The 24,795-nt window shown below is 58.1% G+C and carries 22 protein-coding genes and 7 pseudogenes; 14 read left to right on the top strand and 15 right to left on the bottom strand.

The features are described 5' to 3' along the window. Window positions 1-455: 455 nt before the first annotated feature. The 4 genes from AB6803_RS32090 to AB6803_RS32075 all read left to right on the top strand — a co-directional run bounded on the left by AB6803_RS32090 (window position 456) and on the right by AB6803_RS32075 (window position 2,381). Window positions 456-767 carry a hypothetical protein gene (locus tag AB6803_RS32090; protein ID WP_371112639.1) on the top strand — a complete coding sequence of 104 codons (312 nt, stop codon included), beginning with the start codon at window positions 456-458 and terminating at the stop codon, window positions 765-767. A gap of 195 nt (window positions 768-962) precedes the next feature. After that, on the top strand, window positions 963-1,229 hold the full coding sequence (locus tag AB6803_RS32085) for a type II toxin-antitoxin system Phd/YefM family antitoxin (protein WP_371112638.1): 267 nt from the start codon (window positions 963-965) through the stop codon (window positions 1,227-1,229). Then, window positions 1,226-1,648 (top strand): type II toxin-antitoxin system VapC family toxin, encoded by a 423-nt coding sequence (locus tag AB6803_RS32080; RefSeq protein WP_371112637.1) that lies wholly within the window; start codon window positions 1,226-1,228, stop codon window positions 1,646-1,648. Before AB6803_RS32085 ends, AB6803_RS32080 begins: the two co-directional genes overlap by 4 nt. Window positions 1,649-1,775: 127 nt before the next feature. Continuing rightward, on the top strand, window positions 1,776-2,381 hold the full coding sequence (locus AB6803_RS32075) for a hypothetical protein (protein ID WP_371112636.1): 606 nt from the start codon (window positions 1,776-1,778) through the stop codon (window positions 2,379-2,381). On the opposite strand, the gene AB6803_RS32070 is transcribed toward AB6803_RS32075, so the two are convergent. The 3 genes and pseudogenes from AB6803_RS32070 to AB6803_RS32060 all read right to left on the bottom strand — a co-directional run bounded on the left by AB6803_RS32070 (window position 2,342) and on the right by AB6803_RS32060 (window position 5,352). Further along, window positions 2,342-3,319 carry an NADP-dependent oxidoreductase gene (locus AB6803_RS32070; protein ID WP_371112635.1) on the bottom strand — a complete coding sequence of 326 codons (978 nt, stop codon included), beginning with the start codon at window positions 3,317-3,319 and terminating at the stop codon, window positions 2,342-2,344. The two genes, AB6803_RS32075 and AB6803_RS32070, sit on opposite strands and share 40 nt — an antisense overlap. Further along, the gene (locus tag AB6803_RS32065) at window positions 3,316-4,470 is read right to left on the bottom strand and encodes an SDR family oxidoreductase (RefSeq protein WP_371112634.1); all 1,155 of its coding nucleotides are present in this window, start codon (window positions 4,468-4,470) and stop codon (window positions 3,316-3,318) included. Before AB6803_RS32065 ends, AB6803_RS32070 begins: the two co-directional genes overlap by 4 nt. Further along, window positions 4,403-5,352 (bottom strand): annotated as a pseudogene (locus tag AB6803_RS32060) (alkene reductase). The gene AB6803_RS32065 and the pseudogene AB6803_RS32060 overlap by 68 nt, the downstream one beginning before the upstream one ends. Window positions 5,353-5,448: 96 nt before the next feature. On the opposite strand from AB6803_RS32060, the gene AB6803_RS32055 reads away from it, so the two are divergent. From AB6803_RS32055 to AB6803_RS32040, 4 genes are all read left to right on the top strand, one after another. Further along, the gene (locus AB6803_RS32055; protein WP_371112633.1) at window positions 5,449-6,318 is read left to right on the top strand and encodes a LysR substrate-binding domain-containing protein; all 870 of its coding nucleotides are present in this window, start codon (window positions 5,449-5,451) and stop codon (window positions 6,316-6,318) included. A gap of 466 nt (window positions 6,319-6,784) precedes the next feature. After that, window positions 6,785-7,222: a curlin gene (locus AB6803_RS32050; protein ID WP_371112632.1), complete on the top strand. Its 438-nt coding sequence runs from the start codon at window positions 6,785-6,787 to the stop codon at window positions 7,220-7,222. A 63-nt stretch (window positions 7,223-7,285) separates the two neighbouring features. Continuing rightward, window positions 7,286-7,684, top strand: coding sequence for a curli-like amyloid fiber formation chaperone CsgH (csgH, locus tag AB6803_RS32045; RefSeq protein WP_371112631.1), 399 nt, complete (start codon window positions 7,286-7,288; stop codon window positions 7,682-7,684). Between the two features lie 173 nt (window positions 7,685-7,857). Next, window positions 7,858-8,271 carry a curlin gene (locus AB6803_RS32040; RefSeq protein WP_371112630.1) on the top strand — a complete coding sequence of 138 codons (414 nt, stop codon included), beginning with the start codon at window positions 7,858-7,860 and terminating at the stop codon, window positions 8,269-8,271. 198 nt (window positions 8,272-8,469) lie between these two features. Here AB6803_RS32040 and AB6803_RS32035 read toward each other — a convergent pair. Further along, window positions 8,470-9,738 (bottom strand): annotated as a pseudogene (locus AB6803_RS32035) (OB-fold nucleic acid binding domain-containing protein); the annotation flags it as partial. A gap of 281 nt (window positions 9,739-10,019) precedes the next feature. Between AB6803_RS32035 and AB6803_RS32030 the strand changes: the two are divergent. Continuing rightward, a complete protein-coding gene (locus AB6803_RS32030; protein ID WP_371112629.1) occupies window positions 10,020-10,274 on the top strand; it encodes an alpha/beta fold hydrolase in 255 nt (84 codons plus the stop codon). Between the two features lie 70 nt (window positions 10,275-10,344). Here AB6803_RS32030 and AB6803_RS32025 read toward each other — a convergent pair whose 3' ends face one another. The 3 genes from AB6803_RS32025 to AB6803_RS32015 form a co-directional block, all read right to left on the bottom strand. Continuing rightward, window positions 10,345-11,541 (bottom strand): MFS transporter, encoded by a 1,197-nt coding sequence (locus AB6803_RS32025; RefSeq protein ID WP_371112628.1) that lies wholly within the window; start codon window positions 11,539-11,541, stop codon window positions 10,345-10,347. A gap of 525 nt (window positions 11,542-12,066) precedes the next feature. After that, a complete protein-coding gene (locus AB6803_RS32020) occupies window positions 12,067-12,735 on the bottom strand; it encodes a glutathione S-transferase family protein (RefSeq protein WP_371112627.1) in 669 nt (222 codons plus the stop codon). Between the two features lie 105 nt (window positions 12,736-12,840). Next, window positions 12,841-13,752 carry a LysR substrate-binding domain-containing protein gene (locus AB6803_RS32015; protein WP_371112626.1) on the bottom strand — a complete coding sequence of 304 codons (912 nt, stop codon included), beginning with the start codon at window positions 13,750-13,752 and terminating at the stop codon, window positions 12,841-12,843. A 375-nt stretch (window positions 13,753-14,127) separates the two neighbouring features. Between AB6803_RS32015 and AB6803_RS32010 the strand changes: the two genes are divergently transcribed. Next, window positions 14,128-14,499: a hypothetical protein gene (locus tag AB6803_RS32010; protein ID WP_371112625.1), complete on the top strand. Its 372-nt coding sequence runs from the start codon at window positions 14,128-14,130 to the stop codon at window positions 14,497-14,499. 41 nt (window positions 14,500-14,540) lie between these two features. After that, window positions 14,541-15,113: a hypothetical protein gene (locus tag AB6803_RS32005; protein ID WP_371112624.1), complete on the top strand. Its 573-nt coding sequence runs from the start codon at window positions 14,541-14,543 to the stop codon at window positions 15,111-15,113. Between the two features lie 228 nt (window positions 15,114-15,341). On the opposite strand, the gene AB6803_RS32000 is transcribed toward AB6803_RS32005, so the two are convergent. From AB6803_RS32000 to AB6803_RS31990, 3 genes and pseudogenes are all read right to left on the bottom strand, one after another. Further along, the gene (locus tag AB6803_RS32000) at window positions 15,342-15,551 is read right to left on the bottom strand and encodes a transcriptional regulator (protein ID WP_081043804.1); all 210 of its coding nucleotides are present in this window, start codon (window positions 15,549-15,551) and stop codon (window positions 15,342-15,344) included. 163 nt (window positions 15,552-15,714) lie between these two features. Next, the gene (locus AB6803_RS31995; protein ID WP_371112623.1) at window positions 15,715-16,089 is read right to left on the bottom strand and encodes an avidin/streptavidin family protein; all 375 of its coding nucleotides are present in this window, start codon (window positions 16,087-16,089) and stop codon (window positions 15,715-15,717) included. A gap of 345 nt (window positions 16,090-16,434) precedes the next feature. Then, window positions 16,435-16,554, bottom strand: a pseudogene (locus AB6803_RS31990) (protease); the annotation flags it as partial. A 385-nt stretch (window positions 16,555-16,939) separates the two neighbouring features. Between AB6803_RS31990 and ligD (AB6803_RS31985) the strand changes: the two are divergent. Continuing rightward, window positions 16,940-19,594, top strand: a complete 2,655-nt coding sequence (gene ligD / locus AB6803_RS31985; RefSeq protein WP_371112622.1) for a DNA ligase D — start codon at window positions 16,940-16,942, stop codon at window positions 19,592-19,594. 297 nt (window positions 19,595-19,891) lie between these two features. On the opposite strand, the gene AB6803_RS31980 is transcribed toward ligD (AB6803_RS31985), so the two are convergent. From AB6803_RS31980 to AB6803_RS31960, 5 genes and pseudogenes are all read right to left on the bottom strand, one after another. Then, window positions 19,892-20,191 (bottom strand): DUF982 domain-containing protein, encoded by a 300-nt coding sequence (locus AB6803_RS31980; protein WP_371112621.1) that lies wholly within the window; start codon window positions 20,189-20,191, stop codon window positions 19,892-19,894. Window positions 20,192-20,263: 72 nt separating this feature from the next. Next, the gene (locus tag AB6803_RS31975; RefSeq protein WP_371112620.1) at window positions 20,264-20,740 is read right to left on the bottom strand and encodes an Hsp20 family protein; all 477 of its coding nucleotides are present in this window, start codon (window positions 20,738-20,740) and stop codon (window positions 20,264-20,266) included. 175 nt (window positions 20,741-20,915) lie between these two features. Further along, window positions 20,916-21,947, bottom strand: a pseudogene (ligD, locus tag AB6803_RS31970) (non-homologous end-joining DNA ligase). Continuing rightward, window positions 21,944-22,764, bottom strand: a pseudogene (locus tag AB6803_RS31965) (Ku protein). The pseudogenes ligD (AB6803_RS31970) and AB6803_RS31965 overlap by 4 nt, the downstream one beginning before the upstream one ends. Window positions 22,765-22,776: 12 nt before the next feature. Then, window positions 22,777-23,675: pseudogene (locus AB6803_RS31960) on the bottom strand (Ku protein). A gap of 199 nt (window positions 23,676-23,874) precedes the next feature. Here AB6803_RS31960 and AB6803_RS31955 point away from each other — a divergent pair. Beyond that, window positions 23,875-24,051 carry a hypothetical protein gene (locus AB6803_RS31955; protein ID WP_010974312.1) on the top strand — a complete coding sequence of 59 codons (177 nt, stop codon included), beginning with the start codon at window positions 23,875-23,877 and terminating at the stop codon, window positions 24,049-24,051. A gap of 11 nt (window positions 24,052-24,062) precedes the next feature. After that, window positions 24,063-24,595: pseudogene (locus tag AB6803_RS31950) on the top strand (exodeoxyribonuclease III); the annotation flags it as partial. Window positions 24,596-24,795: the final 200 nt, after the last annotated feature.

Genomic DNA, 24,795 nt, shown 5'->3' with positions numbered 1-24,795 from the left:
GGCCTGCTGGTCACGACAGAAGCGATGATCGCTGAAAAGCCCAAGAAGGACGCCGCCCCGGCGCTGCCTGCTGGCGCTGGTATGGACTTCTAGCATCAAGAAGGTCCCGCCCGCGCACGCGGGCGGGACCCCAGGGACGATCCCTAGCGGGTTGACCTTCGGCGGCAAATCCGCACTTCGCCTGTTTCACCGCAGCCCGCGCAGTCTTAATTTTACCGAGGCAGGCGAACGGCTTCTGTTGCCCTCAGTATCACCGGAAAATCTTCAGGAGCAATCGCCGACATCTCCCGTTTTCCCGCAGATCTCGTGACATTCGATGGCATGGCAATTCCGTCCCTTCTTGTTGATTTCCGTGATTGATTTAACCCGTTTTTGCGTTTGGCTAAGATCCAGCGAAAGCTTCGAATAATCAAAAGTTTCAAATAGTTGAACTTTCCAAGCTGGGTCAGCGCAAAATGAAAATGCGGATCAAAATCTCGCGCAACTCAACACCCGCCATAATCTCCGGTTTTCGGCACGACCTCGGCGAGCTGACGCGCATAGCATCTGAAGCCGGCCTTGTTCTACGCAAGCGTACGGTGGCGCACCTGGCAGCGCTCTCCGCCGGCAACGAGTATCACGTCATCAGCTATGCCCCAGAGCTCATGTCCACGCTTTCCCAGGTGAACCGAGTTATGGCGACGGTCGATGAGCTCTCGCGGAAGGTGCGAAAGGCGTTGCGGGTAAGCCGCCTGTCGAACGTACTTTATGATCAGTGCTCGGCCTGAACGTCCATCAATCGCTTGCCACGCTTGCTCCACCGTGTTTCGGCGGAGATTTGCCGCTGTTGAGGCAATACCCAGCTTTCGCCGTGGTCTCAGCAGTGCTCTGCTTTTCGCGGGCTGCTTCTTGCCAAGGGGCTTGTCGCTCACCAACTCTAGGCTTATATAGTCATCATGGTCACTTTGGTCAGGAGATAGACAATGCAACAATCTTGGCAAGGAGATGAAAGCTGGACTGTCGCTGGCGCGAAAGCCAAGCTTTCTGAAGTCATCGAGCGCGCCCAGTCTGCCCCGCAGACAATCACGCGAAACGGGAAGCCAAGCGTCGTCGTCGTATCTGCCGAAGAATGGCAGAGGAAAACCACACGCAAGGGCACTCTCGCAGAATTTCTGATGGAATCGCCGTTACGGGGCTCCGATCTCGACCTCGAGCGTCAGCACGACGAACCGCGTGATCTGCCGCTGTGAAACTGCTGTTGGATACCAATGTCTTGTCGGAGGTGACAAGGCCTCTTCCCGACGCTCGCGTCCTGCAATGGTTGGATACACTGGACGAGGACCGCTCCTTCATTAGCGTTGTATCGATCGCTGAGATACGCCGCGGTGTTACCTTGATGGATCAAGGGCGAAAACGCGATGCGCTTGCCGCATGGCTTACAGATGACCTGCCACAGCGGTTCGAGCGTCGTGTTCTCCTTGTGGACGCATCAATTGCATTAGCCTGGGGTGACCTGATGGATCATGCAAAGCGAAAAGGCCGCGGCCTTTCCTCGATGGATGGCCTGATCGCCGCTACCGCTATTGCCCACCAGCTGACCCTCGCGACGCGGAATATCAAAGATTTCCAGGACTTGGGGATTGATCTCATCGATCCTTGGGTCGAATGAGATCGCACTTAGTTAGCCTGGCTTTTCTGCCGAGCGATGGCCCCTGATGTCGCTTTACCGGGAACCTGCCTTGTGGACGTATGAGGTTGCAATCTTGTGCGTCCACGAAAACTTAAAGGGGAATCCGTTGAAAGTGCATTGCCCTCCACCTACAGGCGACAAGCCGATAATTGCTACCGAAATTCTCTATGTCCGAAACGTTCTCAAACCAATCGAGGTCGAGGACGGTTCTCCAGCAAACGCAATGCTCCTAACGCTGGACGCCACGACTTATTCTTTGGAGACACCGGCAGAAGTAAAGGACCTTGCGGATGCGGAGAGGCCTGCTGACAAGACACTGAGCCTGCTGTCTTCTAAAAACCAATGGCCAATCTACTTTGACGGAGAACGAGCTAAAGGGCCGCTTCAGATCACCGAAAATGAGGTCAACATAAGCGGCTACAATTCAGCGTTCTTGATCGGCAAAAAGAAAATCCCGGTCATTAACTCGGCTCAAGAAGTCTTCGACGTAATCCAAGCTGCTGGTGGCCAGACGCTTCCGGTTCTACCCCCGGCCAAATCCATAATGGCGGTCGAATCACCATTTTGTACCGAGGAGGTTGGATGGCGATGCGGCCTAGAAGGGGTTGTGCATTCAATTGCACAGCGGCCAAGATGTCTGCCTTGGAATAGAAAATACGATGTGCCGAATAATCAGCGGGTGAAGTCTGCAACGGTTTTTCCGGGCGTGTGACCGGTGCGATTGCGCTCGATGGCCCCGGCCAGGTCTTCGAAGGCAACGACTTCGGCGATCACCGATCGCAGGATGCCATCTGCGACTTGTTGGGCGATGCTGGCCAACCGAGCCGTGTCAGGCTTGACTGAGAACCAAACGCCCCGACGGCCTTCCGGTGACCGCTCAACCACGTCGGTTGCAGCGATACTGACCAGGACACCATTGGGCGACAGGATAGCCCATGACTTGTCCACGACGGGACCGCCGACGAGATCGACAACGAGATCGATGTTGTTCGCAACAAGCTCGAACTTCTGGTTTTGGTAATCGATCACCTCATCAGCGCCGAGGGCCTGAACGTGGGGCACGCTCTTTGTCGAGGCTGTGGCATAGACGACCGCACCTGCCGCCTTTGCGAATTGAACAGCGAAGCTGCCTACCCCACCGGCCGCGCCGTGAATTAGCACCCGTTTTCCTTGAAGGTCGAATTCAGGGACCTTGAGGACCTGCCATGCCGTCATGGCCGCCACCGGCAGCGCTGCAGCGTCAATGTCTGACAGGTTTGGAGGTGTCTTTACGAGTTTTTCGGCGTTTATAACCAAATGGTCGGCATAGGCGCCGAGGCCGCCCAGCGCAGCCATGACCCGTTCTCCCATGCTCACGTCTTTGATGTTCGATCCGACCTTGAGCACGATGCCCGACATTTCGATACCAAGGGTGGCGGGCAACACCAGATTGAACCTTTCGCGCAGATGGCCTTGACGGACTTTCCAATCCATTCCGTTGATACCAGCGGCTTTGACCTGGACCAGGACCTGATCGGGGCCCGGCTCGGGATCATGTACCGTATCGACTTTCAGGCTATCAGCGCCGCCATAGGCGTGCAGCCGCAGAGCCCGACCTGTGGCCAGTGGTTCAGTAACGTTGTCCCTTTCGGGCGTTGCAGAATGTGTCATGCCGATCTCCTTTTGATGAGACGGCGACGTGGGGCGACGCCGCTACCACGTGCCATTGTCTCGGATGCTGGTGCATCGTCTCGCCGTTGTTGAAATGCCATCCCCAGATCTTGCGGAATGAACTGCTGATCTCGTGCCCACCGCGTGATCACGTCGTGGGATGTCGGAGCGGGCCCGAAGAAGCGCTCGTGCTTGGAAATGTTTGAGACGTAGAGCCCCGTCCTGAAGAACAGGAACATTTGGATCAGATCGCATCCGAGCTCAGAGAACAGCTTCACCGGCCTGGCCGCCACTTGAAGCATCCACCAGGGGATGATCTGGATCTTCAGACGTTTGTTGAGGATATCGGAGATCGTGTCGGCCAACTCCTGCTGGCTCTTGGGTCCATCATTCCAGCCAACATCGATCGTCTGATTGACAATCTCGGTACCATAGTACGTTGCCGCCTTGGCCAGATAAGAAGCAAGGTCATCCGTCAGTACGTAGGACCACCTTGTGATCTTGTCGCCCATGCCCTGGAATTTGCCACCTTTGACGGCTTTCGCGATATAGTCCGTGCTCTGATCAAGGAACGAGGGTGCCCGAACGAAGACGTAGGGGATGCCCGACTTCTTGATCAGGTCCTCGGCCATCTTCTTGGCGTGGAAGTGAGGAACTTTCGAGGCGGCTTCGCAGCCTACGATGCTGAGGAAGACAAATCTGCTCACCTTTGCCCGGGCCGCTGCCTCGATGAGGTTCTTGTTGCCTTGAAAGTCGGTTTCGAGACTGCCCTTCATGTAGCTGTTTGCCGAGCTGACGACGACGTCGACGCCCTGCAAGGCACGATCCAGCGACGCCGGGTCCATCATGTCGCCGCGTACCCATTCGACGCCAGTGACTTCGCCTGAGGGAGCGCCCTTACGCGACATGGCGAGGACGGCCGCGTTTTCGTCGATGGCGAGATTGCGCAGGATCTTTGCCCCGAGGAACCCCGTCGCGCCAACGACCAGGACTTTTAATTTTGCCTCGGCGTTCAGGCCGTCTGATGCGTTTCCGGCTGCAAAGCTTGAGGGCGTCTGTGATTGGGTCATATCAAACTCCCGATTATGAATTGCTATTGATGGACGTTTCGAAGGCCGGATAATCCGTGTAGCCCTCTGCGCCGCCACCATAGTAGGTCTTGGGGTCTGCCTGGTTCATCGCGGCGTTGGTTTTCAATCGCTCAATGAAGTCAGGATTGGCCAGCACCTCGTTGCCCAGATGCATGATGTGCAGGTAGGCAAGCCCGAGCTTGTTTAGTTCTCCGACGAGGTAGCGGTAGAGAGCCGGTCCTTCTGCGCCTTCGTCGATACCCCATAGTGTCGCACCGGGGGACAGGCGGATTGCGGTGCGGTCCGCACCGATTTCCTGAGCGATCGCTGAAGCCACCTCGATGGCGAAGCGGGCGCGGTTCTCGATGGAGCCGCCATATTCGTCCGTGCGGGTGTTGGCGCTCGGGGCGAAGAACTGTTGGACAAGATAGGCGTTCGCGCCGTGGATCTCGATGCCGTCAGCACCAGCCTCGATCGCAGAGCGCGCCGCATTGCGGAAATCGTCGATGGTCTGGCGCACCTCTTCGGTCGTCAACGCTCGGGGCGTGGGGATGTCCTTCATACCTGTCATTGTGAACATGCCCGTGCCTAGCGCGATCGCAGACGGCGCTACGCCCTGACGATGGTGCGGCGTGTTGTCTGGGTGGTTCATGCGACCGGCAGCATGAGCTGGACGAAGATTTTGCCTCCCTTGTCATGGACCGCGGATATGATCTTGCGCCAGCCGGCGATGTGAGCGGGCGTGTAAATGCCTGGCGTCATCAGATAGCCCTGCCCATCATCGGAAGGCTGCGTGCCTTCGGTAACGATCAGGCCAAGGCTGGCGCGCTGGGCATAATAGTCGGTAGCCAGTTCGCCGGGCGTGCCGTCGAAGGCGGCACGGCTGCGGGTGATGGGAGCCATGACGAGGCGGTTTGCAAGCGCGTAGCGGCTAACCTGGGCAGTTGTGAATATCGGGTTCATTCGTTTTCTCCATCTGTTCGAACCACTATCCACAATTCCGAATTCGGGATAAATATCCTAAGACTGAAATCAGTATTCCATCAATGGCGCAATCAGATGAACCACCTGAATGACATGGCTCTGTTCGTAGAGGTTGCTAAAGCTAAAAGTTTCCGCAGAGCCGCGGTGGCCGCAGGCGTTCCGAACTCCACGCTGTCACGCCGGATCAGCGAATTGGAGAAGGCTATCGGTCTGAGGCTTCTGCATCGCACAACGCGCAAGCTCGAACTTACCGAGGCGGGCCAGCTTTACTATGCACGGAGCAAGCGCATCGTTGATGAGGCACGGCTCGTGCATGAGCAGCTCGGCGAGATGCTGGAGCACCCGGGCGGACTATTGAGAGTTTCGCTTCCCGTCGATTTTGCAACGCTGTACCTCGCACCCATTATCGTTGATTTCGCCCGGCATTATCCCGGCATCACGTTCGAGTTTGACCTGACCCCGCGGCGGGTCGATCTGGTAACCGAGCCGTTCGATGTGGCGATACGTATGGGAGCACTGGAGGATTCCGGTTTGATCGCCCGCCTGATCGGGAAGCACTCTCGCTACCTTTATGCATCTCCCGCATATGTCGAGACATCAGGCGAACCCATGACACCTGGGGAGTTGGCAAAGCATGCGTGCATTTGCGTGCCGCGAAGCCTGACTTGGACTCTGCAACGGGGGACTGAAACCGTTGAAGTCGATGTAAACGGTCGCTTCACGCTTAACAGCGTCGGGATGATGAGCGCGCTTGCGGTGAACCATCAGGGGATTGCCCTGGTTCCCGAGAAGATTGTCGCCACTGACCTAGCTGCCGGGCGGCTCCAGCGTGTTCTGCCGGATTGGCAGGGCTCGTCGGTGAGTATCTATGCCGTTACCGAAACGCGGCTTATTCCGGCCAAGACCCAGCGCTTCATAGAGTTCCTGTCCGCGAAACTTATGTGACCTTGATCGCAATCATGGAGAGCCACTGCGGTAACTGAGCCTAACCCCGTGAGTTCGGCTGCCGCTTATCGCTTTCTTAACAACCAGGATAGGCGTTCTAGGGCGATGAATTGATCGGCAGCTTGCAAGAACGTGCCTCTGTGCCTCTAGCGACAAGGAAAGAGCTCTATTTCCGCCCTAAAACCGACCAAAGCTGAAGGGCTGCTTTCAGTATTCACCAAGGCCGCGCGAACGACAGAAACGAGGGCGCAAACCGTCATTGAACACATTCATCACAAATCTATCGAAAGCGACCAGTCGAGCATCGAGTTTGAATAGGCTGGTTTACCGATTTAATTGCGAGGAGGCGGGCGCCGGTCTCTGCGAATGAACCCCGACTGAATGGTGCCTTCAGCTTCCGTTCTAAAGGGAGCGTCTAAAAGAAGGACGTTCAACCGCGGTCTTATCCGCCTGAGGAGACACAGTCATGATCCGCACGTCTTTCATCGCAACCGCACTCGTCGCTCTCGTTGGTTTCGCCGCCGCAGCCCCCGCTATGGCCAACGATGTGCGTATCGAACAATATGGCTGGTCGAATTCTGCCGGTGGCGCGCAGGAAGGGTACGGAAACCGGATCAGAACTTACCAGAACGGTAGCTACAACCGCATTGTCGGCCATCAATATGGTCGCCACAACCTTTCGGCCGTGGGTCAGGAAGGCAATGACAACTACGGCGCCACCTATCAGAACGGCGACCGCAACGTCGCCGGCATCGGCCAGTTTGGCTCCAACCACACGACGATCCTTACCCAAGACGGCAATGGCAACATCGCGGCTGGCGTCCAGATCGGCCATGGCTGCAACGCCAATGTCAGCCAGGGCGGCAACGGAAATGTCGCGGCCTTCGTCCAGGCCTGCCCGTAAGCGGCTGCGCGATGACGTAATAGAGGTCAGGATCGCAACAGCAGACAATAGCGGAGACGACCCATGCCAAATAGCATCGAACATCCACGCCGACTGATGGCAGTTCTCGCGCTGGTTCTACTTCCCGTCGGCGCCGTTGCGGCCATGACGACTGCCAACCAATCTGACGAGGCGCAGCTTTGCGAAATCAAAGTAACGCCTGGAGCAGGGATGGTGAGACTGGATGCGCTCGTCCACGCCGACAAGCATGTCGGCGGAACTTACACCTTCCATGTCGATAAATCGGGAGACGGTGGAAGTTCCACGATCAACCAGAGTGGCGATTTTGATGCCACAGCAGGACATGCGGCAATCCTTGGTTCCGTTTCGCTCGCCTCCAAAGGAACCGAATACAAAGCCACACTGGATGTCGTGATCGGGGACAAGAGTTTCAGCTGCACGAAGCAGATCGGCGGCAACTGATCGGCTTCTACACGCTGCAAATCCCTCAAAAAGGGCGCCGGTTTCTGGCGCCCTTTTTCTTTCGATCAGGCCGAAACGACTGAACGACAACTGAACGGACAATTCCGACTGGGTTCAGCTGAAAGATGCGAAAGTTGATCATCGGCTAAGGCAGCCGGCAAATGGAGATCAGGATGACCCGCAACGTGTTTAAGATCCTTACCATCACTCTTCTTGCCGGAAGCCTGGGGCAAGTCGCCTTGTCTGTGCCAGCCTATGCCGGCGGCCGGATCTCGTTCAACCTCGCGCCGGACAATGCTGAGGATGCGGGTCTTTTCTCAACCGGACTGCGCGTTTATTCGCTCTACCGCGGTCTGAAAGACGCCGACATCCGGCAGCTGGGCCGGGGTAACGCGGCTGGCATTACCCAGGCTGGCCGAGGCAATCTCGGCTTCATCCAGCAACGGGGCAATGGTCATTCCGCAACATTGCGGCAGAACGGCAACAACAATGCCTATGGCATTTTCCAGTATGGACGAAATACTGAGACCGACGTGGTGCAGGATGGGGACAACGGCAGTGGCGCTACCTTCAGCTATGGTTGGTGAGGCGGGTCACAATAGTCCCGAGCGCGATATCACGTTGTTTCATCAACGCCTGGCCAAGGCGCTTGCCCGAAGTTCAGGAGAATCCCTCCCCGCAGGCAATTTCGGCCTTCCGACGACGGTTCGACAGGATCTTTACCCTGCGCACCGGCTATGACTGCTCTTGAAAGAAATTGGGATCTGCAACCAATCCCTTCCCAGCTACCTAAAATCCCGCGTCTTCACCTTGATCGCATCCAAATGCAGATAAGGATCCACGACGTCCCGCACCCGCGGCCCCTTCGGAAACCCACGCGGATCCGGCACCGGCGACCCATGATGAAACTCATCCCCTCGCCCATGCGGCAACGGAAGCGCCGCATCGCGATCCCCGACGCTCGCCAATTCCCCCGACAGATCCATTAGTCGGTGCGCAACCAGATGCACGACCTCCCCTTCCCGCTGAATGCGGCCATAGACACCGATCATGCCGGCGCCGAGCACGACACGTCGGTATTTTTCGAAGGTTTTTAGCCAGACGACGAGATTGGCGATGCCGGTTTCGTCCTCGATGGTGATGAACATCACGCCCTTGGCGGAGCCCGGCCGCTGGCGAACGAGAACGAGGCCGGCTTCCTCGATCCATCTGCCATCGCGGGCCTGCATCGCCTCTCGACAGGTGACGATACGGCGCTTGGTGAGATCGGCGCGAAGGAACGAGAGGGGATGGCTGCGCAGGGTCAAGCCGACATGGCCGTAATCCTCGAGCACCTCGCCGCCCGATGTCATCGGTCTCAGCACCACCGCGGGTTCGTTCAATTCCGCCACGGTCTCGTTTTCGCGAGCGGATGCGGCCGCAAACAGTGGTAGCGGTTCATCACGCAGCGCCTTGATCGCCCAAAGCACCTCACGCCGGGCAAGTCTGAGCGACGGCTGGAAGGCATCGGCTTCGGCGAGCTCGACCAGCGAAGCGGCCGTCACGCCGGCGCGACGCCAGAGATCATCGACTGATGAGAATGGTTGGTCAGCGCGCGCCGCAACGATTGCTGCTGCGTCTGCATTGGCGAGCCCCTTGACCATCCTGAGGCCGAGGCGGACGGCAAACCGCTCTTCGTCACCCGTCGGCTCGAGTGTGCAATCCCAGCGGCTGGCGTTGAGGCAGACGGGGCGAACCTCGACGGCGTGATCACGCGCATCGCGGACGATCTGGGCCGGCGCATAAAAGCCCATCGGCTGAGCATTCAGCAATGCGGCGCAAAAAACGTCGGGATGCCAGCATTTCAGCCAGGAGGAGGCATAGGCAATCAGGGCGAAAGAGGCGGCATGGCCTTCGGGGAAGCCATAGCTGGCAAACCCTTCGAGCTGCTTGAAGGTCTTTTCGGCGAACTCCTGCTCATAGCCGTTCGCCACCGTGCCGGAGATGAGCTTCTGGCCGAACTTGGAAACGCCGCCGGTATGCTTGAAGGTCGCCATGGCCCGGCGCTGCACATCAATTGGTGACGAAAGGGCGCCCCCATGCCTGTGACTGAGACCACGAACCTCTCTACCCTTTCCACGGAAACGCCGAGCTTTCGACGGGTGTTCGCGTTCACTACGTGACCGTGGGTGACGATCCACGGACCATCGTCCCTATTCATGGCTACCCGCACACATAGTGGTCTTGGCGTCACGTGATCGAGCCGCTTGCGGCGGCGGTGCTTCGGGTCATTGCACGCGATTAACGCCGCGCCGGTTCGTTCTCAAAACCAGCAAGCGGCTACGATAAACGCACTATGGCAGGAGACATCGAACTTCTGAGCGACGTTCTCGGCATTCATACACCCCTTGACCGTGGTGGGCAACGATATCGACATAATGTGCTTGGCGGCGAGGCCAGTTTCTTCCCATCCATCGCCGCCGAGATGGTCGTCGGCGAGTTCGTCGAACATGGGGAGACCGCCTCCGTTCCGCGCTGCGGCCACTGGATCCCGGAGGAAAACCCGAAAGCATTGGTCGAACATATTTTGCGGTTCACCGGCTACTCCTGACAGACCACTCAGGTGCCGCGAGGCGGTACGTTCCCGGATGCGGGACTAGGCGCTCGCTGCAATGTGGCCGTTATGGTCGAGGCGATTTCGGTTCGGGATGAAGAAACGAACCTGAGATCAGCAGAGCGCCACCGAAAAAGCTCAGAGCCGCACACAGCCCGAATACCGATCGATAGCCAAAGATTTCCGCCCAGGTTCCGGTGGCAATGCCAGCGACCAGCCAGCCTGCATTGGTTGCGTTGGCAAAAAGTGCTGATGCCGCGCCAGCGCGGCCGGGGCTAAGCTCCTGAAGCAGCAGCATTCCAACAATGCTGATGATTCCAATGCCGATTGCGCGCAGGATCTGTGCACCATAGAGCACCTGGAGCAATGGTATCAAAGCCACGCTTAAAAAATACAGTGAAAAGATTGCGAAACCCGCTACGAGTAGCGATCGGTTCGCCCGCTTTGATGGGAGAACGATGAAGAGCGCCATCACAATGACTTCCACTGCGGCGCAGAGGCTGAACATCAGCCCGACATCGCGCTCGCTGGCACCGAGATCATTGACGACAACGATTGAAAGGGCCGTTGATCCCATGAACATGGCGATGTTGAAAAGTGTCAGCGCCAAGGCCGCCGCCTTCATCGTCCAGCGAAAAGCAACTGGTGGTACTTTCTCCTTCGTCGTGACCACCAAGATCATCGGGGGCCGGAAGACAAAGAGTGCGACCAATCCCGCCAGGCTGCAGCACGACGCAGCGCCGTAGACGCCAGCATAGCTCCAGACGTGAATCAGAAGAGCACCCAATGCCGGGCCGATCACCCAGCTGAGCGAAGCGATCATACGCAACGCTGCCATGCCTTGGGCGGCAAGCGCTGACCCACATTGATCGAGGCCGCCCTTTGCGATTGCATAGATCAGCGCGAAGCTCGCCGTGGCGGGACCGAGAAGCAGGAACGCGACAATCATCAGCATCCACCGGTCTACAATGATCGTGCAGAGACCATAGCCCCATGTGCCTACGGCCAGGGACAGTGCGAGGGGCCAAAGCCGTGGCCTGTTGTCAAATATGCGAGCCAGCAGCGATGTGGCACTGATGCCGGAGATGCCTGACAAAGTCAGGAACATGCCGAGTTCGAATGGCGACATACCAGCACGCTCAACGGCGAGCAGCGTCATGTAACTGGCGGCCATGGCCTGGGCTGTGACGGCGAGAAACATCGCAGCTGCCGCGACAGTAAAACCCGGCGCCCGTATCAGACCGTACCGCTCGGACAGTGACATACGAAACCCCTTTAAAGCCTGAAGGCAGCAACGATTGTTCGAATAACTTGGTTCCCTTTGGCCTCAACCGCCCCTTTGCGGTGTCGGTCTCGACGACCCGCCAAAACGGTGACGACGAAGGCGCTAAATACAGCCAGTATCGCCGGTAGCGTCATTGTCAGTCCCGCTGTGCCATGTGAAATTCCTAGGTCGGACGCAATTGCCGGGATCAGCCCGACCGGCAGATATTCCTTGTGACTAGGACGAAGTAGACCGCAGCTATCGACAGAACGGCAAGCCACTGACGGAGCAGACTGACGTGCGGGTTGGCAATTTTCCGTGCGGCAGCAGATTGATCATTCATATCGAAATCACAAAAGGAGATAAGGGAGGGGACGCCGCGAGAAGCCGTCTCGCAGAGCCGAAGGACACTTGATGTCAACCCTCGCCCCATAGCGTAGCCCGCAGACGGGGTATACACTTATTCGGTCTGGTGAGACCGCTCGGAGCGAGGCGAAACCGAAGGATCCTCGCTCCGAATTTCCATCAAAAAGTGATGCCGATCCCGTTGAAGAACGTATCCATACGGGTGTCGAGTTCGCGGTTAGTTTCTGCCCAGGCTGGAACCGTATCCAGGAGACGCTGGTGCCAGGCCACGAGGTTCGGGAACTCGGCAAAGGGCGGCTTGGATCGGTGAACCTGAGAGAACGGAGCAGCGATGTCGATATCAGCCAGTGTAAGTTCATCGCCGATGATAAACTTACGATCTGCGAGATGCGCGTCGAGGACCTGGGCAGCTGCACGGATATTCTTGATAACAAGATTGACGATTGCGGGGTCCTCGGGTTGGCCCATAGCGCGACCGGCGACCCGCTCGTTGAACAGCAGCGTCGCGAAGGCTCGCCATTGCTCGCCTGACCAGAACATCCACTGCAAGACCTCGTATCGATCCTTTACAGTTTTGCCTACGAGAGACGAGTTGGTTTTCTCTGCGAGGTAGAGATTGATAGCGGATGATTCCCAAATGATGGTCTCACCATCCTGCAGGACCGGTGTAAGCCCGTGGGGATTGAGCTTTAGAAACTCCTGCGTATGGCTTTCACCCTTGAAGAGGTCAACGTTCACGCGTTCGTAGTCAACGCCCATGATTTTTGCTGCGGTGGTAACACGGCGCAAGCTCCCGGAGCCCAGGTCGCCATAGATTTTGACTGACATTATCTTGTCCTAATTTGACCGCCGTCCCGATGACGGCGCTGTTCATTAGGTAATTTATTCCACCTTGCTCGGTTAGCTGGAGAAATGGAATAAAATATATTCCCTTTAGGATTGACGTCCTACTCCAAATCGAGTGGAATTCACCTGAGCTTCGATGAATTCTACGAATGCCCGAACCTTTGCGCTCGTCCTACGACCGGCCGGCATAACGACCCAAAGATCAAGATCCGGCAGCGTCCAATCGGTGAGAACTTCACGGACTACACCAGTCTCTAGTTCGGACTCGAACATCCACTCGGTAGAAACCGAAAGACCTGCCCCAGCCAGCACTGCAGAGCGCACGCCTTCTGTTGCATTGATCCGCAGCCTGGGCCTGACCAAAATAGTCTTTGTCCGCTGCCGACCCTTAAAGACAAAACAGTCACCGCCCTCGCCTTGCGCCAAGACGATGGTCGTGTGTTCAATCAACTCTTCTGGTGTTTGGGGCTCGCGATGCGCCTCAAGATACGATACCGCGCCGACCACAATGCGCCTGCAACGTCCGATCCGTTTTGCGACGAGCCCAGAATCATCGAGCTGTCCCATTCGCAGCGAGACATCAATACCCTGTTCGATCAGCCCGACATTTCTATCATCGAGATGGACGGAGATGTCGATGCCCGGATGGGCTTCAAGAAATAAGGGCAGCCTGGGAATAATGTACTGACACATGAAAGTTAGTGTGCCGCTGATCTTGATCTGACCCGAGAAACTCTGCGACTTACTCCCGACGGCAGAGAGCGCAGCTTCGGCATCCTCGACGATCTTGACCGCGTGTTCGTAGAATACCTTGCCCGGTTCGGTAGGCGTAAGCTGCCGTGTCGACCGGAGAAAAAGCGCCTCGCCAAGTTCACGCTCGAGATGCGCAATGGTTTTGGATACGGTCGATTGCCCGACCTTGAGAGACTTTGCCGCGGCACTAAACGAATTCGTGTCGTAGACGCGGATAAAATAGCGCATCGAAGTGAAAAGGTCCAAGGTCTGCCTCCTCGCACTGATCGGACTCCATCACCTTGCAGATGTGCGGTTCCGCAAGGACATGTGATGTTGATTATTGCACGAATTTGACCCACTTTTTCATCTCGGGCGGATCCGCCCACACTGCAAAAAATATTTTCGATCAACATCATAAATGCAATCAGTTGGGACAACGCAAAATGAAAAAATGGCGCAAATCTAGCTGAAACTCAACATAGAGGGCTTATTTCCTGCTTTATCGTTGTCGACCTCCGACTGCTCCCAGACTTGGTGATTGTTGTTCACAGAACCTGGGATCGGTGATAGTTTTACGCGACATGTGAAGGACCTTCACAGCCGGTTTAAACCAAGTGATCCAGTTTCGCGGGAACGTTTATGGGTGAATGGCCTACGCAGAGTGTGACGGATTTTCACGGACGGCCGCTGCCTGAGCGCGGCGAACCGGCTGGCTATGCCGCGATCATGGCACGCTACGACCTGATCCTGCCGCCGCCTATACGGATGGCCGCCATCGCCGAGCGACATCACCCGACCTCGACCGAGGCGTGGCTGATGCTGACGCCCCGGCATCGTCCAGTTGCCGCGCTAGGCTCTCATCTGGTTTTTGCCTTCAGATATGAGGGCGTCGATCTCCAGGTGTTGTCGGCTCTGTTCCAGACTATGGAGCCTGACGAATCGAGGGTATCATCCGAGCGACGCCGACCGGCGCTTTCGCGCGCCGACTCTGGTTCTTGTTCGAGTGGCTAACCGATCGGCAGCTCAATCTCCCCGATCCTGGGAAGGTACGGATGGTGCCGATCCTCGATCCAGATCAACAATATGCATTAGATGAATGCGATCCATCACCGCGGCACAAGGTCTCGAACAATCTGCCGGGCACGCCAGCATTCTGCCCCCTGGTTCGCCGAACGCCAGATCTTGTCGCATTCTCGGAGAAGGCGCTCGGTGAGCGGGCACGCGAGGCGATGGGTCGCGTCCGTCCCGATCTGGTAGCGCGAGCCGCTGTGTTTATTCTGCTCAACGATTCCAAGTCCTCCTTCGCCATCGAAGGGGAGCGGCCATCAGGCCAAAGGGCAGCGCGCTGGGGTCAGGCCATCGCGCAAGCCGGCATGCGTCCGCTCAATCTTGACGAACTCGATCGCCTTCAGCGCATCGTCATCGGAGACGCCCGCTTCGTGCGTCTCGGCCTTCGAGATGAAGGCGGTTTCATCGGCGTAAATGACCGAGACACCAACATGTTCCTTAACCAGAACGGCGGCCGGCTATCGCAAAGAGCATGCACGAAGGAGTTCGCTGCATTGGACGAGGTCGAGGTCGAACGGATCGAGGCGCTCTATGCCGACGGATTCGAGCGAGACTAGTGAGAGCGGCAGCGCAGCCAAGGCCTCGTCGCGGGTGAACTCGAACACCCGGTCATAAGTCTTTTTCGATGTAATCATCCAGATAAAGCATCCGCCGATCACACGCAAAAACCAACAAATAATCGGGGTTTTGCATATGATTCACGGCAAGCATTACGAGGCCAACGGAACACATACCAGCTGGCATCAAGATGCATGGCTGAGACACATAACATCACCCGCACCAGTTCAATCTCTTGGCTTGGAAAAACGGACGCCGACGCCGCCACCATTTTCAGGAATAAACTCGATACCAGCAGCCTCGAACGCTACACGTATCGCCTCCAACGTCGCGGCATACCCTGGACGACCGGCTTCGATCCGCGTCACGGTAGCCGCTGTAATGTTAGCGCGGCTTGCCAGATCACGAACGCCCCACCTGAGGGCGGCTCGCGCCATTCGGATTTGATCGGCACTCAACATTATAATCTTGACATAATCTCTGTATGATTCAAACTCTCTGCGACGGTCCATAACGGCCGCGCAAGGTGCTTGCGACACTCTACGTGGCCTGACAATATTCTCGCCGGAAATCGATACCGGGTCGAATTAACCGGCGAAATCATTCCGCTCGCTCGAACGTGTCGAGACTGGTGCAGAAGGCTCGCCATGCGCCGATCTTCACTATTTTGGCAGGCTCCCCTTCTGCCGGTGCAGTTAGGGCCTGTCCGGCAACAGTGTGCCAAAGCATCTCGAGCTTTCCATCTCGCAGAATGCCAGTATAGCTCACGGCCGCAGGTCCGGTTTTCCCTTTTCCCGCTGCCGTGAAACCGATTACGTCTCCATGAGCAGCGCCATGGATTGGAAGTTCCTGACCAAAGAAGCTGCTGTCTTCCAACGCCGTCCGAAACACGCCGCGGACAACGCCTTCCGCATCGTCGTCAATGACGACGGTTGAGCCATATTGATTTCGCCAAATTCCAATCCAGTTTGACATGTAGACCTCCCCTATCACTCGGAATTAATGTCCAGACGCTAGAAGCGTACCGTTATTGTCACATGCTGTGCCCGCAGCCTTGGACCCGCGTTGCTCTATTGCGCCTGAGCAGGCCAAACGTGTCTTATTGATCTTGACTTAAGGCAAGGCCCGGGAACGAGCAGGTCCCGCAGCCCTTATCAAAGGAACTGCGAAGTCAATCGCGTAGCCTATGCCGTGCGGCCACACTTTAGGCGGCGGCAGTGCCAAGTCGGCAGGAACACCACCGCCGGAGGATGAACAGCGTGACGGAATAACTTGTGTTGCTATTCTCTCGAGCGGGAAGTGTCCGAAGGAGGTTGGGCTGCCGACATCGGTCACCAGGGCTCCTGCCGCGTCGACGGCTTCCTTAGGCTTCTTGAACTCCGGCTCCTCGGTGCCGCGCGGCGCGATCAGGATCGCAATCTTGTTCCCTGTCAGGGTCATCGGTTTGCCCGTCGATTGGTCAGGGCCGCGACGAAAGCGTCGCGAAGACCAAACGGCGGAAGACTCTTGAGGTTCCCGGATCAGTGACCTCTGTCGTCGACGCCGACAACACTGCAGATATTCTATCCTATATCGATGCCCAAAATTGAAATCGCCGGATTGGCTCCGCTTCTCTAACTAATCGGAACAAAACGACAATCTGTTGCTTTTTGCTTGTTGAGGTCGCGTGCTGTGCCAACCGGACGTGACAGGGATGACGAACGCGATGGTTTTTCCGGTTTCTCATCGCGGCCAACGAAACGGCAGTCGAGCGTCCAACCTGTCCGGCCCGTGCCTCATCCCGTCTTCATCCGAAACGGGAGGCGGATTTGTACCGGGGATTGCCATGGCCAGCGACAAGCTCTCGACCTACAAGCAAAAACGCGATTTTCAGAAAACGCAGGAGCCGAGTGGCGCAGCGAAACTGAAGGCGTCGAAGCGCAGGCGCTTCGTCATTCAGAAACACGATGCCACGCGGCTGCACTATGACTTGCGGCTCGAACTCGATGGCGTCTTCAAGTCCTGGGCGGTGACCAAAGGTCCCTCGCTCGATCCGCACGACAAGCGCCTCGCGGTCGAGGTCGAGGATCATCCGCTCGACTATGGCGATTTCGAAGGTACGATCCCGAAGGGCCAGTATGGCGGGGGCACGGTCATGCTCTGGGACCGTGGCTACTGGGAGCCGGAAGGCAACAAGACGCCCGAACGGGCGCTCGCCAAGGGTGATTTCAAGTTTACGCTGGAAGGTAAGCGGCTGCATGGCAGTTTCGTGCTGGTGCGGATGCGCAACGACCGTGACGGCGGCAAGCGCACAAATTGGCTGCTGATCAAGCACCACGACGATTACTCAGTCGAAGAGAATGGCGCTGCCATCCTGGAGGATAATGCAACCTCCGTTGCATCCGGCCGAACCATGGAGACGATCGCCGCCGGCAAGGGCAGGAAGCCAAAACCGTTCATGGTGCAGAGTGGCGACGTTCAGGCGGACGCCGTTTGGGACAGCAATCATGGGCTTGCGGCGGAGGAACGTGTCGCGGACACGAAGACAAAGCGAAAGCCTGCACCGAAAAAACCGGCAAAGTCCGCGATGCCGGAGTTCATACCGCCGCAGCTTTGCGAAACGCTCGAACGCCCACCCTCGGCCGATGGCTGGATCCACGAGATCAAGTTTGACGGCTACCGGATCCAGGCGCGCATCGAAAACGGCGAGGTGACGCTGAAGACCCGCAAGGGCCTGGACTGGACGGCCAAGTATCCGGCGATTGCGACATCGGCCGCAAGCTTGCCTGATGCCATCATCGACGGGGAGATCTGCGCGCTCGATGAAAACGGGGCGCCTGATTTCGCAGCACTTCAGGCCGCACTGTCGGAAGGCAAGACCGACGAACTGGTCTACTTCGCCTTCGATTTACTGTTCGAGGGCAGTGAGTATCTGCGGCAACTGCCGTTGACGGAGCGCAAGGAACGCCTGCAGACACTGCTTGATGATGCCGGCGAGGACCCACGCCTGCGTTTCGTCGAACATTTCGAAACCGGTGGCGACGCCGTTCTCAGATCGGCGTGCAAGCTGTCGCTGGAAGGCATCGTCTCGAAACAGGCCGACGCGCCCTATCAATCGGGCCGCACCGAGACCTGGGCGAAGTCCAAGTGCCGGGCTGGCCACGAAGTCGTCATCGGCGCCTACGCCACGACCAACGGCAAGTTCCGTTCTCTTTTGGTCGGCGTGTTCAGGGGTGATCACTTCGTCTACGTCGGCCGGGTCGGGACCGGCTACGGGGCAAAGACGGTCGAGACGATCTTGCCAAGGCTTCGGGAGATCGAGGTCGACAAATCGCCGTTTACAGGTATAGGCGCGCCTAAGAAGGACCCCAACATCGCCTGGGTCAAGCCCGAATTGGTGGCCGAGATCCAGTTCTCCGGCTGGACAGCGGACGGGCTGGTCCGTCAGGCGGCGTTCAAGGGATTGCGCGAAGACAAGCCTGCAGCCGAAGTCGAGGCCGAAAAGCCGGCATCGCCAGCAAAGACCGACACGCCGACCCCTGCCCGGGAGAAGCTATCGAGACCGGCACGCGGCAAGAATGCCAAGGCCGAGGTGATGGGCGTGATGATCTCCAGCCCGGACAAGCCGCTCTGGCCCGATGCCAATGACGGAGAGCCGGTGACGAAGGAAGATTTGGCCCGTTATCACGAAGCCGTTGGTCCATGGCTGATCGACCATATCAAGGGACGGCCATGCTCGATCATCCGAACGCCGGATGGCATCGGCGGCGAGCAATTCTTCCAGCGGCATGCGATGCCGGGAACCTCGAACCTGCTCGAACTGGTGAAGGTGTTCGGCGACAAGAAACCCTATCTGCAGATCGATCGGGTGGAGGGCCTTGCCGCTATTGCCCAGATCGGTGGCGTCGAACTGCATCCGTGGAATTGCGAACCGGGCCAGCCTGAGGTGCCAGGCCGTCTTGTCTTCGACCTTGATCCCGGCCCGGATGTCCCGTTCTCGACCGTCGTCGAAGCCGCTCGGGAAATGCGCGACCGGCTGGAAGAACTCGGCCTCGTCAGTTTCTGCAAGACCACTGGCGGCAAAGGCCTGCACGTGGTCACGCCGCTGGCGGTAGCGAAGGGTAAGAAGCTGGCCTGGCCGGAGGCAAAAGGATTCGCGCACGATGTCTGCCTGCAAATATCGCGCGAGAACCCTGAGCTTTATCTGATCAAGATGGCGAAGAACCAGCGCAATGGCCGGATCTTCCTCGACTACCTGCGCAATGACCGGATGGCGACAGCAGTCGCGCCGTTGTCGCCACGCGCGCGACCGGGCGCCACGGTCTCGATGCCGCTCACCTGGAGCCAGGTAAAGACGGATCTCGATCCGAAACGTTTCACAATCCGAACCGTGCCCGCACTCCTGGCGAAGACGACGGCCTGGCAGGATTATTGCGATGGACAGCGTCCGCTGGAGCAGGCCATCAAGCGGCTGGCGAAGTCGATGAAACAGGCCGCGTGAGATCGCCTTTGATCAGGAGCCATAGCGCCGATCAAGCTCTCTGAGGGCAGCCTGAATCTCATCGATGGAAAACGGCTGCGGTGTTCCAGGATGTGGCGGAACGCCGGCTTCGAGTCGATCGCGTAGAAGTCCGAGGCCCATGAGGCTAAGATGGTCCGTTTGTCGTCTGCGGAGAGTGCGGTCGCTTCCACCACGTCAAGCGGCCGCTCAATCTGCATGCCCTGAAGCAGGATCGTCGGACACAGAGTAGCGGCACTGCTTGCGGCCTGCTGCAAAACCTCGTGCATGTCGGCCTCCTTAGCGAACGTGCGGATCTTTGTCACGCCGGCGACTGGAGGCGGCGATCACATTGGTTCCCGGCGCCAGCAGATCGTGCTTCTCAGCGAAGGCGGCAAACAGGCCGCGCGCGGTCTCGGCTTCGATCTCGCCGCGCAGTGCCGCGCTACACGCTTTCAGCGCGATCGAGTGTGCCGTGTCGCGCAACGATGCTGGCCATTCGGCAAGATGCCGGTAGGCATCCATGACGGTTCGGACCTCAGCCGGGAAACCAAGGCCGACAAGGATGGTAACAGGTTGTTCGAACATATCGGGTTTCATTGTCTCTCTCCTCTCAACCCGGAATGTCTAATAGGGCGCCGCTGCGCGCGGCGCCCTTCACCAAAGTTTCGGTTAGGCGGCTTTCTGCGCCCCGATCTGCACCGGGGCGGTCGACTGCATGAGGGCGGGGTTGGTCTGGATGTCGATCTTCCGCGGCTTCAGGGCCTCGGGGATCTCACGAACGAGATCGATTGACAGGAGACCGTTCTTCAGATCGGCGCCATTCACGCGGACGTGGTCGGCAAGCTCGAAGCGATGTTCGAACGGACGGCCGGCAATGCCGCGATGCAGGTAGCCATCGGCGGATGCCTCCTGCTTCTTGCCGGTGACGGTCAGAAGGTTGGACTGGAAGGTGATGTCGAGATCTTCCTGGGCAAAGCCGGCCACCGCGAGGGAGATCCGGTAGCTGTCGTCACCGGTCTTGGCGATGTCATAGGGCGGCCAGTCGCTGATCGAACGGGCACGCTGAGCATTTTCGAGAAGATTGAAGACCCGGTCGAACCCGACGGTCGAGCGGAACAGAGGTGCGTAGTCGTAAGATGTTGCCATAGCCATATCCTCCTTGAAGCAACATGGGTACGGAAGCGCCGAAAGGCGGCGCTCCCAGCAAGTCCAGCCCTGTCTTCAGCAGCTGGCGGCAATGGATTTGGTTTCTGAGAATTTCCGATTCAAGAGCACCGTCCGAAAAAATTTGAGGCCTCCCCCAAGGGCTGAAACCCATTGCTCAGTCGAGTTCATAAACAGCGGCATTGTCTTGGAGATCGCGCAGCCCTTTGTAAGATGCGTGCCGCAGATTGTCGTCGTCGGTCCAGCCGCGGAATTCGATCTCGGCGATCAGCGTCGGCTGCGCGAAGACATAGTTCTTACCCTTCAGCGGCACGGCCGGTGTGTTGGTCTTCAGCGTGTCGAGCGTCTTCTTCAGATACGCAGCATCTTTTTCCTTGAAGCCCGTGCCGACGGCGCCGACATAGACCCAGTCGTGGTCGCGGCGAGCGGCCAGCAGCAGGGTGCCAATGCCGCCGCGCGCCACCGCCGACTGCTCGTAGCCGACGATCGCGAAACTCTCGCTCTGAATGCATTTGATCTTCAGCCAGTCGCTGGTCCGGCCGGTCGATACGGACTGTCCCTGTGTTTGGCGATGATACCTTCCAACCCAAGCGAGCGGGCGTTTTCGAGGAGTTCGCTGCCTTCACCCTGCACCTCCTCGGACAACTGTATGACCCCAACCGCGTCTTCGAGCAGATCCTCAAGCAGATGGCGGCGGACCGTTAGCTCGGTCCGGGTTAGATCGTGGCCATCGAAGTAAAGAAGATCGAAGGCGAATAAGACGGATTCCGTCGGAACACGCTTGCCGCCGCGCCCGCCGAGCGAACGCTGCAAGGCTCCAAAGTCCGAGCGTCCCTCGCTGTTCAGTACCACGGCCTCGCCGTCGAGGATGGCTGTCGAAACGCCCAGGTTTCTGGCGGCCTCAGCAATCGTCGGGAAGCGATGCGTCCAGTCATGGCCTCCGCGTGTAATGATCCGCACGTCCCTCGGCTCGATGTGGATCGCCAGACGGTATCCGTCCCATTTGATTTCATAGGCCCAGTCAGGGCCGGTCGGGGGGGGTAGCCTTCAGGAGCGCCAAGCTCGGCTCGACCCGGTCTGGCATTGGATCGAACGGAAGATTCGGTTGAGCCGGGTTGCGCTTTCGGCGCGGCTGCGATTTTGCGGTGAAGCTGTCATCTTGTAGCAGTGGTTTGGCGGGTCTTCTCACTTGCTTGACCGGCTTTCTGCCGCGACCGACTTCTTCAGGGCATCCATGATATTGATAACGTTGCTTGGCCCGGCTTTCCCCGGCGCTGGCGGCTTGGCTTTCGCCGGCTTCTTCATCGCCTTCTTCTTGGCGGCGATGATATCGAGAAGCCGGTCCTGCACCGGGTCGATCACCATCTTCGCATCCCAATGCTTCGTCTGCTTCTTGATCAGCTGCTGCACCAAAGGCATCATGTCGGAATCCGCCGTCTCGTCGTCGTCGATGCCTGCGAAATAGGTATTCTCGTCACGGACTTCATCCCCGTATCGTAGTGTCCAAGCACGATACCCTTGCCCCGTGGCTCCAGCATGACGGCGCGTTCCCGGCGCGAGATCACCAGCCGCGAGATACCGACCATGTCCTGGGCTTCCATCGCATCACGGATCACCGAGAACGCTTTCTGCCCGACTGGATCGGTGGGCGATAGGTAATATAGGTAATACGGCGTGTCGAGCCAAATCCATTCCATACTGTCGCGCGGCATGAAGGTCGAGATGTCGATTATCTTGGTGCTTTCGAGCGAGACGTTTTCCAGCTCTTCGTCCTCCAGCATGATGTATTCGTTCTCGCCACGCTGGTAGCCTTTGACCTCGTCTTTGTCGTTAACCTCCGTGCCGGTGACGGAATCGACATAGTGGCTGACGACGCGGTTCTGGGTTTCGCGGTTCAGCGTGTGAAAGCGAACCTTCTCGCTCTCGGAGGTCGCCGGCATCATCTGCACCGGGCAAGTAACGAGCGAGAGTTTGAGATAGCCTTTCGAATAGGGACGAATAGCCATGATATCCTCCAATCAACCGGCACGGCGGGTCGGGGATGCCGCCGACTTTGATTTGGCCTCGACAGGCTTGGCGGCCTGCTGGCGGCGCGTGCCCTTGTTGGCGTTGGCAGCCGCTCGCTTCGGCTCGGCCTTCTTCCCACCTATGCCGGCGCTCTCTCTGAGTGCCTGCAGAAGATCGCTGGGTTTCGACGCCGCCGGCGCCTTCTTCTTCGGAAGCGCCCTGCCCTCGATTTTGGCTTTCACCAGCTCCGCGACGGCCGCCTCGTAGCGGTCGTCGAAGGTGCTGGCATCGAAGCTTCCCTTCTTCGTGCCGATGATGTGCTCGGCCAGCTCCAGCATTTCGCCTTCGATCTTCAGATCGGGCAGTTCTTCGAACGCCTCCTCGGACGATCGCACCTCGTAATCGAAGTTGAGCGTCGTGGCGATCAGCCCTTTGCCGTGTGGCCGGATCAGCACGGTGCGCAAGCGACGGAAGAGAACTGTGCGGGCAATGGCTGCGACCTTGCCTTCTTCATGCCGTCACGCAGCAGCACGAAGGCATCCGTCCCCATCTTGTCCGGCGCCAGGTAATAGGGCTTGTCGAAATAAACCCCGTCGACTTCGTTACAGGGAATGAAGGCGTCGATCTTCAGCGTCTTGTCGCTGTCGGGCACGGCGGCCGCCACTTCGTCAGGCTCAAGGACGATGTACTGACCATTCTCGATCTCGTAGCCCTTGACCTGATCGTCCCGCTCGACCGGATCGCCGGTCTCGCTGTCAACGAATTCGCGCTTTACCCGGTTGCCGGTTTTCCGGTTCAGGGTGTTGAAAGCGATCCGTTCCGAGGCTGATGCCGCGGTGTAGAGCGCCACCGGACAGGCGACCTCTCCGAATTTGATGAAGCCTTTCCAATTCGCTCTCGGGGCAACCATGACGCCGAACTCCTGACACAACCAATGCGATTCAAGCGAATCAGCATGTAATTGTTCCGAGTCGAAACGAATCATTTTTCAAGGACCTAGGACAATCAGGACCACCCGTTTTGCGAGTCGTCGTTAGCCTCCTGATTCGCATGCATTTTTTGGCGGTGACGCGCGTTTTCTTCGGCAGCAACCAAAAAGGAGTCCTGCTATGAGCAAACGCGAACTGATCGATACCGGAACCGACAAGCGCTATGTCCGCCGTGACAAGGAAGGCAAGTTCAAGGAGAGCGTCGACGTCTCGCGATCGCTTTCCGCTGACGCCCGCCACGACGCCAAGCATGATGCGAAGCCCGGCCAGGGCGACAAGGGTGATCGCAAGCACTGACGGAAACGCCGGTGAAGCTCGCCACCTATGACGTCAACGGTATCAACGGCCGGCTTGAGGTCCTGCTCCGGTGGCTCGCCGAGGCGAGACCTGATGTCGTCTGCCTGCAGGAGTTGAAGGCGCCGGATGAAAAGTTTCCGCGCCGCGAGATCGAGCGTGCCGGCTACGGCGCCATCTGGCACGGGCAGAAATCATGGAATGGCGTGGCGATCCTTGCCCGGAACCAGGAGCCGCGCGAGGCCCGCCGAGGGCTTCCGGGCGACCCCGACGACATTCACAGCCGATATATCGAGGCTGCCATCGATGGCATGATCGTCGGCTGCCTTTATCTTCCGAACGGCAATCCAGCGCCAGGGCCGAAGTTCGACTACAAACTCCGCCGGTTCGAGCGGTTGCATTCCTATGCGGTGGAACTGTTCGAGCTTGATGTGCCCGTGGCTCTGGTCGGCGATTTCAACGTCATGCCGACCGATCTCGATGTCTACAAGCCGGAGCGCTGGCGTGACGATGCCTTTTTCGGCCCGAGGTTCGCGCAGCTTTTGCTGGCGCGACGCAAGCGGCCGCTTCCGTGATCGGCTGCGGCCGCAACGAAACTCTGCAAGCACCAATAGGCTGGCAGCGTCAGCCATAGATGATAGCATTTGGCCTGGATTTCGAACCGATAACGCGATCAGCCGCCAGTTTCTGACGCATCTGCGCATCGAGGCGCTTAAGTCTCGTGAGCTCGGCGAGGGTACGTTCGTG

This window comes from Rhizobium sp. RCC_161_2, assembly GCF_041355235.1.
GTDB lineage: Bacteria > Pseudomonadota > Alphaproteobacteria > Rhizobiales > Rhizobiaceae > Rhizobium.
Note: the sequence above shows the minus strand (reverse complement) of the source record. Positions and strands in the feature narration are given on the sequence as shown.